General features: G+C 29.9%; 13 protein-coding genes. 11 read left to right on the top strand and 2 right to left on the bottom strand.

Annotated elements, in window-relative coordinates:
* Nucleotides 1-2 precede the first annotated feature (2 nt).
* The 8 genes from BCB68_RS03095 to BCB68_RS03060 all read left to right on the top strand — a co-directional run bounded on the left by BCB68_RS03095 (nt 3) and on the right by BCB68_RS03060 (nt 8,769).
* Complete coding sequence (locus BCB68_RS03095) at nt 3-1,148, top strand: FtsW/RodA/SpoVE family cell cycle protein (protein WP_237048689.1); 1,146 nt, start codon at nt 3-5, stop codon at nt 1,146-1,148.
* A gap of 29 nt (nt 1,149-1,177) precedes the next feature.
* Nucleotides 1,178-2,227, top strand: a complete 1,050-nt coding sequence (gene murG / locus BCB68_RS03090; RefSeq protein WP_094079491.1) for an undecaprenyldiphospho-muramoylpentapeptide beta-N-acetylglucosaminyltransferase — start codon at nt 1,178-1,180, stop codon at nt 2,225-2,227.
* A gap of 17 nt (nt 2,228-2,244) precedes the next feature.
* Nucleotides 2,245-3,594 (top strand): UDP-N-acetylmuramate--L-alanine ligase, encoded by a 1,350-nt coding sequence (murC, locus tag BCB68_RS03085; protein WP_094079490.1) that lies wholly within the window; start codon nt 2,245-2,247, stop codon nt 3,592-3,594.
* Nucleotides 3,595-3,626: 32 nt separating this feature from the next.
* A complete protein-coding gene (gene murB, locus BCB68_RS03080; RefSeq protein WP_094079489.1) occupies nt 3,627-4,478 on the top strand; it encodes a UDP-N-acetylmuramate dehydrogenase in 852 nt (283 codons plus the stop codon).
* Nucleotides 4,479-4,569: 91 nt separating this feature from the next.
* On the top strand, nt 4,570-5,238 hold the full coding sequence (locus BCB68_RS03075; RefSeq protein WP_094079488.1) for a cell division protein FtsQ/DivIB: 669 nt from the start codon (nt 4,570-4,572) through the stop codon (nt 5,236-5,238).
* Between the two features lie 72 nt (nt 5,239-5,310).
* A complete protein-coding gene (gene ftsZ, locus BCB68_RS03070; RefSeq protein WP_094079487.1) occupies nt 5,311-6,465 on the top strand; it encodes a cell division protein FtsZ in 1,155 nt (384 codons plus the stop codon).
* 105 nt (nt 6,466-6,570) lie between these two features.
* Nucleotides 6,571-7,584 (top strand): type I glyceraldehyde-3-phosphate dehydrogenase, encoded by a 1,014-nt coding sequence (gap, locus tag BCB68_RS03065; RefSeq protein WP_094079486.1) that lies wholly within the window; start codon nt 6,571-6,573, stop codon nt 7,582-7,584.
* Nucleotides 7,585-7,722: 138 nt separating this feature from the next.
* Nucleotides 7,723-8,769, top strand: a complete 1,047-nt coding sequence (locus BCB68_RS03060; protein ID WP_094079485.1) for an FUSC family protein — start codon at nt 7,723-7,725, stop codon at nt 8,767-8,769.
* Between the two features lie 226 nt (nt 8,770-8,995).
* Here the strand turns inward: BCB68_RS03060 and BCB68_RS03055 are convergent, their stop codons facing one another.
* Nucleotides 8,996-9,238 carry an RNA-binding S4 domain-containing protein gene (locus BCB68_RS03055; protein ID WP_094079484.1) on the bottom strand — a complete coding sequence of 81 codons (243 nt, stop codon included), beginning with the start codon at nt 9,236-9,238 and terminating at the stop codon, nt 8,996-8,998.
* A gap of 1 nt (nt 9,239) precedes the next feature.
* Complete coding sequence (locus BCB68_RS03050) at nt 9,240-10,247, bottom strand: phosphate/phosphite/phosphonate ABC transporter substrate-binding protein (protein ID WP_094079483.1); 1,008 nt, start codon at nt 10,245-10,247, stop codon at nt 9,240-9,242.
* A 270-nt stretch (nt 10,248-10,517) separates the two neighbouring features.
* Here BCB68_RS03050 and BCB68_RS03045 point away from each other — a divergent pair, with 270 nt between their 5' ends.
* The 3 genes from BCB68_RS03045 to BCB68_RS03035 all read left to right on the top strand — a co-directional run bounded on the left by BCB68_RS03045 (nt 10,518) and on the right by BCB68_RS03035 (nt 12,824).
* Nucleotides 10,518-11,171 carry a lipoprotein gene (locus BCB68_RS03045; RefSeq protein WP_094079482.1) on the top strand — a complete coding sequence of 218 codons (654 nt, stop codon included), beginning with the start codon at nt 10,518-10,520 and terminating at the stop codon, nt 11,169-11,171.
* 8 nt (nt 11,172-11,179) lie between these two features.
* Nucleotides 11,180-11,758, top strand: coding sequence for a DUF937 domain-containing protein (locus tag BCB68_RS03040; protein ID WP_094079481.1), 579 nt, complete (start codon nt 11,180-11,182; stop codon nt 11,756-11,758).
* 214 nt (nt 11,759-11,972) lie between these two features.
* Nucleotides 11,973-12,824, top strand: a complete 852-nt coding sequence (locus tag BCB68_RS03035; RefSeq protein ID WP_094079480.1) for an META domain-containing protein — start codon at nt 11,973-11,975, stop codon at nt 12,822-12,824.
* Nucleotides 12,825-12,940: the final 116 nt, after the last annotated feature.

Genomic DNA, 12,940 nt, shown 5'->3' with positions numbered 1-12,940 from the left:
AATTGTTTAAAAATAAAAAATTTTTAGGGACAGCATTTATAATAGTTATTTTATTTCTTTTGGCGATGAGCCTTTTGACGATGGCGAGTGTCAGTTATCCAATTGTACCAAAAGGTCAGTCAGATTTTTATTATTTATATAAACAGATGCTTTGGATGATCGGCGGTTTGGCTTGCTTTTCTTTTGCGGCTATGATGAACTACAAGAGATATAAGGAAATTAAGATTTTTTCAGCTCTTTATATAATAGGAATAATAGGGCTTATAGCGGTATTGCTTTTTGGAAGCAAGTCAAAGGGAGCGGTTCGTTGGATTGATTTGTTGGGATTTAGAATACAGCCGTCAGAATTTTCCAAGTTAATAATAATTATAGTTGTTTCTGTGTTAGTTGAGCGGTTAAAAAAGAAAAATATGATAGCTACAAAACCTTGGATTTCGGCACTTATAATTTTAGGAGTAACAGGGGTTTATTCGTTTCTTATTTTTGCAGAAAAATCATATACGAGTATGATTCAAGTTGCAGCTATTGGAATTTTAATGTTATTTATTTCGGGCATTAATTTACCAATTTTTTCGATAATATCCTTATTTTTAGTGATTCTCGGAAATATTTTATTAATGAGAGATAAATATAGAGTTGATAGAATAGAAGGTCACAAAAATACTCAAGTAATTCCTTTTCAGGTACAGCAGTCATTAATAGCGATAGGAAGTGGGAAATTAACAGGAAGAGGTTATGGAAATGGATTTCAAAAATATAAATTTCTTCCTGAGATTCACACGGACTACATACTTTCTGGATTTGCTGAAGAAAATGGATTTATAGGGGTTTTGTTTTTAATTTTAGTCTATGTATTTTTACTTGCTATAATTTTGATGGTCGCCTTTAAAATTAAAGATATGTTTGCAAAATATTTGCTTATCGGAATTTTTGTGATGTTTGCAACACAGATATTGGGGAATATTACTGTTGCAACTAATATGCTTCCTTCAACTGGAATCTCGTTGCCACTTATGAGTTATGGCGGAAGTTCCATATTTGTCAGCATGTTTGCATTAGGAATAGTTTACAATGTCATAAGGGCGCTCTATAAGCAGGAGATGGGCGATGAATTGGACGAAATTAATGAAGTGGAATATATGATGTAAAAAAATTTTTGAAAATGAAAGGAAAGAAAATGGAAAAAGTAGTATTTACCACCGGTGGTACAGGTGGGCATATTTATCCAGCTCTCGCTATAGCAAAAGAAATGAGAAAAAAAAATATAGATATTTTATTCATAGGGACAAAGCATAGAATGGAAAAAGAAATAGTCCCTCGTGAAAATTTTAGATTTATTGGACTTGATGTGTTGCCGTTAAATTCAGTGAAATCTGGAATTAAGATGTTAAAAGCGATTTTTAGCACAATAAAGTTATTAAAAAAAGAAAAGCCGCAAAAGATAATTGGATTTGGAAATTATATTACAATTCCAGTTTTAGTAGCTGCAAATGTTTTAAAGATTCCATATTACTTGCAGGAGCAAAATCACACGATGGGACAAGCTAACAGATGGTTTTACAAAGGTGCCAAAAAAGTATTTGTCGCATTTAAAAATACGATAGACAGTGTAAAAGAAAATCAAAAGTCTAAATTTGTTGTAACTGGAAATCCACTTAGAGAAGAGTTTTATACAAAAAATAAAAAAGAAGAGAGAAAAAAACTGGGAATAGAGGATGATGAGCATGGAATACTTATCATTGGTGGGAGTCTTGGAGCAAAAAATATAAATGAAGCGGTTTCCAAAAAATGGAAAAAGATAATGGCTGACACAAAGTTAAAATTATTTTGGGCAACTGGAAAAGATAATTTTGAGGAAGCAACTTACAGAATGAGAGATTTTGGAAAAGCTGTCGTAAAACCTTATTTTGAAAATGTACCGCAGTTAATGGCAGCGTGTGATTTAGTCATTTGCCGGGCTGGTGCTTCGACAATTTCAGAATTGATTGAGTTGGAAAAACCGTCAATTCTGATACCCTATGATTTTGTTGGGCAAAAAGAAAATGCAGATGTCTTGGAATTTGAAAACGCAGCTAAAATTTTTACGAATGAAACTGTGGAAGAAGCTATTGACGAAGCGTTGTCACTTGTAAAACAAAAGACAACTTTGGAATTTATGAGTGGAAATATAAAAAATTTGAAAAAAGGAAATGCGTCAGAATTAATAATAAAAGAAATGGGACTATAAAAAATGGAGGAAATAAAATGTTGACAAAAGTAAATAATATATATTTTAGTGGAATAAATGGAGTTGGAATGAGCGGACTTGCAAGAATACTTGCAGCCGACGGATTCAATGTGGCAGGTTCAGATTTAGTGAGAAAACCTGTAACTAAAGATATGGAAGATTTGGGAATAAAAGTTTATATTGGACAAGTTGAAGAAAATGTAAAAGACAAGGGGATTGACTTATTTGTCTATTCGACAGCAATAAGAGAAACCAATCCCGAATATAAATATATCGTTGAAAACAACATAAAAAAAATAAAAAGAGGGGAATTGCTGGCTGAAATAATGAACCGTTTTGATGGAATTGCAGTTGCTGGAACTCATGGAAAGACAACTACAAGCTCAATGTTAAGCGTGGCGCTTTTAGAAAAAGAACCATTTATTGTAGTTGGTGGATTTATACCAGAAATTCAAAGTAACAGTAAAATTGGAAATTCGGAATATTTTATAGCGGAAGCCGATGAGAGCGATAACTCATTTTTATACATAAAACCAAAATATTCGGTTGTTACAAATGTAGAACCAGACCATCTTGACCATCACGGAACATTTGAAAATATAAAAAAATCGTTTGAAAAATTTATTGACAGCACTGAGAGAATTGCAATTTTATGTAAAGATACAGTTGAGAAAGTAAATTTGAAACTTACAAATAAAAATATCGTCTGGTACAGCATAAAAGATGAAACAGCCGATATTTACGCTAAAAATATAAGAGTAGAAGATGGAATTACAAGTTTTGAAGTTGTGAAAAAAGGAGAGAATCTTGGAACATTTAATTTGAGTATTCCAGGAGAACATAATGTTTCAAATTCACTTCCTGTAATTTATTTTGCACATGAATTTGGGTGTAATATGAAAAAAGTAAAAGAAAGAATTTTAAAATTTAAAGGGGCAAACAGAAGATACCAAGTGATTTATGATAATGGTATAAGAATAATAGACGACTATGCGCATCATCCAACAGAAGTGAGAGTTACAATAAAAGCGGCACATAAGACAGAAAAAGGAAAAGTTATAGTAATCTTTGAACCACACAGATACAGCCGAACAAAATTTTTCTTTGATGATTTTGTGGAGGCTCTAAAACACGCTGACGACTTGATACTGCTTCCAATTTATGCGGCAAGTGAAGACAATGTTTATGGCGTAAGTTCAGAAATGCTGGCCGAAAAAATTGGTGGAAATGTGAGAGTTCAGACAAAAGAAGAGATTGAAAATCTTTTGAAAAGCGGAAAAGACAGCGGAAACACTTATGTATTTATGGGTGCGGGAAGCGTTTCAAAGCTAGCTCATGAAATAGCGCAAGATTTAGAAAAATTATAAAATACTTTTGAGAAAAAGCGAAAGGAAGTTTTATGGAAGTTATAAAAAATGCACAAATGAAAGAATATTCCAATATGAAAGTTGGTGGAATAGCCAAAGAATTAATTTTTGTGGAAGAAAAAAATGAATTAAAAGAAATAATAGATACGAGAAAAAATATTTTCATTTTAGGAAATGGAACAAATACTTTAATATATGACGGAAATTTGGATATAAGTTTTGTTTCACTAAAAAAATTGCAAAAAATTTCTGTTGAAGAGAAAAATAAAAATTTTGATTTGGTTAGAGTGGAGTCTGGATTGGATTTGGATGATTTAATTAAATTTATGGAAGAAAATAACTATACTGGACTTGAAAATATTACAGGAATTCCTGGATCTGTCGGAGGTCTTGTTAATATGAACGGCGGAGCTTACGGAACTGAGATTTTTGACTGCATTGAGGAAGTGGAAGTTTGTAAAAATGATGGTAAAATAGAAAAAATAAAAACAAAAGACTTGCATTTTAAATACAGAACTACTGAAATAAAAGAAAATAAATGGATTGTCATATCAGCACTATTTAAATTCAAATTTGGTTTTGATCATGCTGCTTCAGAAGACAAAAGAGAGCAAAGAAAAGTAAAACATCCGCTGGACTTGCCAAACTTGGGAAGTACATTTAAAAATCCTAAAGGAAAATTTGCTGCAAGATTAATTTCAGATGCTGGGTTAAAGGGTTATCAAGTGGGAGGCGCAAGAATCTCTGAGAAACATCCGAACTTTGTCACAAATGTTGGAAATGCCACTTTTAACGATGTAATTTCAGTGATTGAGCATGTAAAAGAAGTAGTTTTTGAAAAATTTAATATAGAATTAAATACAGAAATTATTATCCTAAAATAAAATTAAACAATTTAATTTTTTTGGCAAAAAAATTGAATAAAATTGAAAAATAGTGTATAATAATATTAAAAAAGTGGAGTTAAAGTTAAGAATGAAAAACATAATTAAAATATTGGTTATATTATTTTTACTGTTAGGAATTATATTTTTTTGCAAAAGATTTATTGATTCTGACTATTTCAAAGTTCAAGAAGTTGTTGTAACTGGAAATACAAAACTTTTAAAGAGAGATGTAACGGAACAAGTTGAAAAAATGAAAGGGAAAAATATTGTTTATTTGAATACTAAAGAAATTGAAGATTTTTTAAGAAATGATGTAAGAGTAAAAAAAGTTTCAATTACAAAACAGTTTCCAAGCAAAATATTATTTAACATTGAAGAGAGACAGCCTTATGCATATGTAAGAAAAGGGGAAAATTTATTTTTAGCGGATAATGAATTAAATATTTATGGAGATAAAATAGAAGATTTGCCAAAGAGCATGCCAATTATAGACTATACAGATGAAGCGAGTTTTGAAGGAATTAAAACTATAGTTTCCAGAATAAAAAACAAAGATCTTTATTCTATGATTTCAGAAATAAGGAAAACACCCAAATGTTATGAAATATTACTTGTGAATGGTGTGGTATTTAAAACAGATACTGATGTAACTGAAGAAAAGTACAATGACGCATATAAAGCGTATGACCAAATAATAAGAAAAGAAGGACCGTTGACTTATATAGAATTAAGATATAAAATTATTTATAAAAAATAATCTTAAAAGAATTTAAAGAAAGGAGATGCTATTTTTAAAATTAAAATAAGATTTTTAAGTAGCAAGTAAATAATGGAAAATTTAAATAGTACTGTAAAATTAAAAGTAGTAGGAGTAGGTGGTGCTGGTGGTAACGCAATAAACGATATGATTGAAAGTAACATAACAACTGTAGAATTTATAGCTATAAATACGGACCAGCAAGATTTAGATAGATCAAAGGCAACATCAAAAGTTCTTTTAGGAAGAGGAACAGGAGCAGGAGCGGATCCTGAAAAAGGTAGAAGTGCAGCAAGAGATTCTGAAGATAAGATAAAAGAAGTGCTGGAAGGTACAGACATGTTATTCATTACAGCAGGAATGGGCGGAGGAACAGGAACAGGAGCTTCTCCAATTATAGCTGAAGTGGCAAAGTCAATGGGAATTTTAACAGTCGCAGTTGTAACAAAACCTTTTAGTTTTGAAGGGCCTATCAAAAAAAATAACGCATTGGCCGGGATTAAAAATTTAAAAGAAAATGTCGACACGTTAATTGCTATACCAAATGATAAATTATTTGAAATTCCAGGAATGAATATCACTTTGTTAAATGCTTTTAAGGAAGCAAATGGGATATTAAAAATAGGTATAAAAGGAATTTCTGACTTAATTATGAAACAAGGAACTATAAATCTTGACTTTGCAGATATTAGATCTATTATGCAAAATTCAGGTATTGCTATGCTTGGTTTTGGGGAAGCAAATGGAGATGAAAAAGCAAAAAGTGCTACAGCTCAAGCATTGAACAGTCCATTATTGGAAAAATCAATAGAAGGGGCAAGAAAAATATTGATAAACATTACAGGTGGACCAGATGTTTCACTAAATGAAGTAAATGAAGTTGCAAATACAGTAACAGCAAAAGCTGGAAGTGAACCTAACTTAATTTGGGGATATATTTTGGATGAAGAATTAGAAGGAACAATTAGTGTGTCAATTGTAGCAACAGATTTTCAAGATAATCTTCATTCAAATATACAAGAAAATAATAATTCAAAAACTGTGAGATTTGCTCCAGAAATAAAGAAAGAAGAAATTAAACCATTATCATCAGAGGAAGAAAAACAGCAAAAATCAGATATTTTTTCAGAAAAGGATGAGAATCAAAAAAAAGATTTTGACGATGAAGATGAAGACGATGACGACAGTATGTCTGATTTTGTCTTACCACCATTTTTTCAAGAATAAAAAATAACTTTTGATATTGAAAATTTATTAAAAATGTGTTATACTCAAAGTGTAATAAATATATTAAACTTTTAATATATAAAATTTTTAGGAGGTATTATTAAAATGGCAGTTAAAGTAGCAATTAATGGATTTGGAAGAATCGGGAGATTAGCATTAAGATTAATGTCTGAACAAACAGATAAATTTGAAGTTGTAGCAATTAATGACTTAACAGATTCTAAAATGTTAGCTCACTTATTCAAATACGATTCATCTCAAGGAAGATTCAACGGAACTATCGAAGTTAAAGAAGGAGCTTTCGTAGTAAATGGAAATGAAATTAAAGTTTTCGCAGAAGCTGATCCTGAAAAATTACCTTGGGGTAAATTAGGAGTAGACGTAGTATTAGAAGCAACAGGTTTCTTTGCAACTAAAGAAAAAGCTGAAAAACACGTAAAAGCAGGAGCTAAAAAAGTAGTTATTACTGCACCTGGTGGAAACGATGTTAAAACTGTAGTTTACAACGTAAACCATGAAATCTTGGATGGTTCAGAAACAGTTATTTCAGGAGCTTCTTGTACAACTAACTGTTTAGCACCAATGGCTAAAGCATTAAATGATAAATTTGGAATCGTAACTGGAACAATGACAACTATCCACGCTTACACAGGAGACCAAAATACATTAGATGCACCACATAGAAAAGGTGATTTAAGAAGAGCAAGAGCTGCTGCGGTAAATATCGTACCTAACTCAACAGGAGCTGCAAAAGCAATTGGATTAGTAGTACCTGAATTAAATGGAAAATTAGATGGAGCTGCTCAAAGAGTACCTGTTCCAACTGGTTCATTAACTGAATTAGTATCTATCTTAAACAAAAAAGTAACTGTCGACGAAGTAAATGCAGCTATGAAAGAAGCATCTACTGAATCATTCGGATACACTGAAGAACCATTAGTATCTTCTGACATTGTTGGAATCCACTTTGGATCATTATTTGATGCAACTCAAACTAAAATTGTTCAAAATGGAGATGTTCAATTAGTTAAAACAGTATCTTGGTATGACAATGAAATGTCTTACACTTCTCAATTAATCAGAACATTAGGATATTTTGCAAGTAAAATTTCTAAATAATTAATTGCTTTTAAAATTTTTTAAAGGTCAAGTTGAAACAAAAGTTAAAAAGTTAAATCGGCTAATTTTAGTCGATTTTTCTTTTTTTCTTTGTTAAATTCATTTTTTGATAAAAAATTTTAAAATAAAGGAGGTATTATGAAAAAGTACATTAAAGATTTTTTTAAAATAAGAAGAATCGATGCAACAATGGATTTACCAATACTTTGTAGCTTATGTATGGCAATTCCGATATTTACTGGATATTTTACAAATAATTTTAGAAATGCGATGATTTCAGCGTTAGCGGGAATTATAGTTGTTTATTTTCCACTTTTTGGGAGCTTAAAAGAAAAAATGTCTGCTCTTTTGGGGTGTTCATTTGGATTTATATTTTCATATTCGGCAGGACTTATCTTTAGTTTTAATAAAATTATAATCGTTTTTATTTTGGGATTTGTTTCTTTTATCATACATTATGTAGTTTTACATTTTGAGTTAAAGCCACCTAGAAGTTTTTTCTTTATTATGGTTTGTGCAACTGCAAGTTCCCTTCCACACTTACCAATTTCAAAAATAGCGGAAAATGTCGGTTATTTAACATTCGGAACACTTTCTACTTGTGTCATAGCTTTTGTTTATAGCTTGTTTTTTCAAAACAAAATAAAAAATAAAAAATTAAATTTAGTAAAACTTGAAAAGAAAATTAATTTGGGAGATGAAAAAAATAAAAAAATTGAAAGTCTTATAGTTGGAATTTTTATGAGTCTTTCTCTTGCAATAGGATTTTTGTTAAAAATCAAAAATCCTTATTGGATTTGTGTAGCTTGTATTGCAATCATGCAAGGGACATCTAAAATTCATGTGTTTAAACGAAGTATTCAAAGAATGTGTGGAACAATTTTGGGAGTTGGATTTTGTTATTTAATACTTATCGTTTCCCAAAATGATATATTTTATATATGTGTTTCAATAGTTGTTTTGCAGTTTATTGTGGAATATTTAGTGCCGAGAAATTATGGAATAGCTGTAATTTTTATAACACCACTTACAATTTTACTGTCAGAAGCTGGAAGCCTTACATTAAATAATCATTTTTTATTTATTTTCAGTCGTTTTGAAAATACCATAATTGGAAGTATATTAGGTTTGATAGGTGGATTTTTAATATTTTCCGAAGGGAAAAAAACATTTTATAAAAAATAGCCGATTTTATTTCGGCTATTTGTGATTAGTGAACTACTCCTGCTTTTAGAAGCGGGAGCTTCTTGGGAAGTATCTGCTTCTGTTAGCCAAATATATTTACCAAGCTCTTCGGGCAGTCCCTGCCCTGATGTACGAGTATTATGCCATATAATAATTATTATTTCAAGTTATGTTCTGCAATTCATCTCCCTCTTGTAGAAGAGGGAGACTTCTTGCTAGATATTTGTTAAATAATTTGTATATAATTGTCTATAAGTTCTTTTTTTAAGCTTTCTGGTGGCAAATCTAAAACTTTTACTTTTATATTTTTGCTAAAATATTTTATTTCAAAAATATCATTTTTTTTCACTTCATAAGAAGATTTTTTTTGTTCTCCATTTACAGTGATATTGCCGTTGTCGGCCAATTCTTTTGCAACGGTTCTTCTTTTTATAATTCTTGTAACTTTTAAAAATTTGTCTAATCTCATTTTATTTGATACCTTTCATACTTTCATACCATGCGGTATTTGTTTCGATAAATCCAACATTTGGATTTTCTCTTAAAAATAATCCTCTAATTTTTGAATTTTTTGTTGTTTCTTTTGGACTGAAAATATATGGATTGTCTGTAACTTCTTTAGACATCAAAGCCTTTTTGATTTTTTCCTGATCTTCCTTTGACAAAGTTTTTGTGTTAAACACAATAGGTCCGTTGTAGACAGGAATTGAACGGATTACAGTGAAACTTTTTCCGGCATACTGTCCAAATGGTGCGACAGCTCCTTTCTTAACTGTGTAAGTAGCACCAGATCTAAAGTCAGTTCCAGAAGTTAGTTCATAAGTTGTAAATGATTTTGGAATGGCAAATGTCGCCACATCAACATCTCCTTTAAATAATAACGCTTGTGTTCCAGGGTGAGAAGCGCCAAAAACAACTTTTGAAAACACTTTATTTGGCTCAATCAATTCATCTGTATTTTTTATTCCAAATTCATCAGCTATAATCTTTCCAGGAATTTTAAATCCTGAAGTTGAGCTGTTTGTAACAAATCCGATTGTTTTTCCTTTAAGCTTTTTTAAGTCAAAGTTATTTCCAGTTTTATATTTAGCGGCATCTTCACTACGAACAGCGATAAAGCTGTAATATAGTGAATCTTTTAAAGTTCCGCTTTCTCCAGCATTTGTAAGCACAGCTTCAATATCTTTTGAACGTTCTCTTGCTTTTAAATAGGCTTCGGCACCGATATAAGTAATTTGTGCTTGCCCAGATACAATATTCTCGACTGTGATATTGTAGTCAGTAGTTGTTATAATTTCTACTTTTTTTCCTGTAGCTTTTTGGATTATGTTGGCAAATTCATCTCGTGATTTTTTTAATGATTCATTTGCTTCGTTTGGTAAAAAGACAATTTTTATCGTGTCATTCTTTTTGGAACAGCTTATCATAAAAAATAATGTCATTACCAAAGTCAAAAGTTTCAAAATGTTTTTTTTCATAAAAACCTCCTAAGTATCAAGTATTTAAATTAACATATTATAACACTTGTTATTTTTATAGTCAATATGGATTTTTTTATTTGAAAATTTATTTATATAATTTTTTTATAAAAAAATTATTAAAAAAAATAATATTTTATAGTCAAAAAAAGTATAGAAAAAAACTTTTTTTTGTTGTATAATGTAAAAAAGTAGTTTTTTTAAATAATTTAATTGATTAAATTTTAATTTTGAAAGGTATGATTTAATCAAGATTTTGGAGTTTTAGAAATGAAAAAAATTTTTGAAGTCATCATTTTATCGGGGCTGTTTCTAGCTGGCTGTGCAAAAAGTGGGAAAGATGAAAGTGATAAAAAAAATAAAGAAAGAGAAAATATAGAAAATATTATCAAAAAAGAGAATATTTTTTCAAATAATTCGATTGAAGCGGTACTTAAAATATTTTCTGAAAAATCTGAAAAAAATAGAATAGGAATTAATAAATTTGAAAAATTAATTTTTGAAAACAGAAATTATTATTATGCTAAAATAAATTCTAAAGAAAATTCAATTTATGCGCTAGATTATAGCGGAATAAATGTAACAGGAATATTTTTAAAAGTAAATAAAGTGGACAGTGCAAATTTGGGAGTAATTGAAAATTTAGTGGCAAATTTAATTCAGGTGTCTGACAGTAAATTAAAAGATTCTGAAGCAAGAGCTATTTATGCAGAAATTTTATCAAAATTAAAAGATAACGAATTTTCCAGTTCACTTACATATACAAATGGGATAACTTACGGATTACAAATAAACAGTGCAACGGGAGAATTTATATTTTATGCAAAAGAAGCTGATACACAAAACGCACAGAAAGATTTTCAAAACATCGCCATCGACGAAAAATCATTCCAGACAAAAGTAGTAAGAAACAAAATCAATTAGGAGGGAAAATGAATTTAGAAGCATTATTGGGACTTTTACAAGGACAGGATTTAGAAAAATTAGCTCAGCAAGTTGGTGGGAGCAGCAAAGAAGTGAGAAATGGAGTAGCAGCAGCTCTACCTGCAATTTTAGCGGCAGTTAATAAAAATGCAAATAATAGTGAAAAAGCACAGGGATTGAATAAAGCGTTGGAACAGCACGATGGATCAGTATTGAATAATCTTGGGGGCTATTTGCAAAATCCTGATTTAAAAGATGGAGCAGGAATTTTGAACCATTTATTTGGTGGAAATACACAGAATGTGGCAAATGCTGTTTCCCAATCAAGCGGTTTAGATGCACAAGGCAGTATAAAAATTCTAGAAACTTTAGCACCACTAGTTTTAGGAGTATTGGGGCAGCAAAAAAAGGAAAATAATCTGGATGCGCAAGGAATTGGTGATTTAACTTCAAAACTTTCATCAAGTTTGGAAGGAGCGAGTGGAATTATGGGTATGATTACAAATTTTTTGGATTCAAATAAAGATGGGAATGTGATGGATGATTTAACTGGAATGATTGGTAAATTTTTGGGTGGAAATAAATAACCTAAAAAAATAAAAAAGTTTAAAATTTGAACTACATATTTTTCATATTAATTATTTTTTAAATTTATTTCGTTCAAATGTTAATTCAATATTGACATTTCACTCTTAATGTGGTACGCTTATATTGAATGAAGGTAACAGTAATTCAATTCATATTGAGTAAAGTTAACCAAAATATTTTTATTTTAAAAATTTTAGAAAGAAGGTTTTTATTATGAAAAGGAAAATTTTGTTGATTTTGGCTGTAATTTTTGCATTTAATTATACAACTTTTTCAGCGGTAACACAGAAAACTCAGGGTAATTTGGAACAAAGTATGGTAAGTACAGATAGTACAGATACAGATTATTTGAGAGGCACTTCGTGGCAGTTGACTAGTATTAAAGAAAGTAAATTTAGACCTGCAATAACTGATGGAGTAAGTAAAATTAAAATTAATTTTACGGAAGATGGTTTTAACGGGACTTCAGGAGTGAATAATTTTTTTGGAACTTATGCTTTAAGCCAGAACGGTGGTATTCTTATGTCTGATGCAGGTACGACTGAAATGGCAGGTTCTAGAAAAATGATGAAGTTGGAAAGTAAATTTATGAAAATTTTACAAAATGTGGAAAAAGTTAGATACAATAAAAATACTCTAGTTTTAGAAACAGAGAAAGGTGAAACTCTAACTTTTAAAAATGTAACTTACAATAATTCTAACAATTCGTCAAAAGGTAATATTGAAAAAGCAATTTCATCGACTCAATGGAAAGTTACAAATATTTCTGGGAAAAAAGTAAACTTAAAAGGTAAAGGAATTACAGTAAATTTTGATGGAGGAAGAATTAGCGGAAACTCTGGAGTAAATTCATATTCTGGAAATTATGAAATAAAAAATAATAACATTCGTATCGTTTCTGAATTAATGCTTACAGCGATGTTAGGTCCAAATGATGCAATGGCAATAGAAGAAGAATTTATAAATATATTAAAAGATGTAAAATATACAAGATTAGTTGATAACAACACTATGATTTTGTCAACAGAAACAGGTGCTACAATAACAATGAAAAAAGTGAAATAAAATATAAAAATTATAATTATGACTATGTACTAATTTAAACTAATATTTTTTATTAATAAAAACAGTTTAGATTAGTGCATTTTTATTTTTTTGAAGAGTTAAAAAGAGTTATTTTT

Origin of the sequence: Leptotrichia sp. oral taxon 498, from assembly GCF_002240055.1 — a bacterium.
Taxonomy (GTDB): domain Bacteria; phylum Fusobacteriota; class Fusobacteriia; order Fusobacteriales; family Leptotrichiaceae; genus Leptotrichia; species Leptotrichia rugosa.
This window is presented reverse-complemented; position numbering and strand designations above follow the sequence as displayed.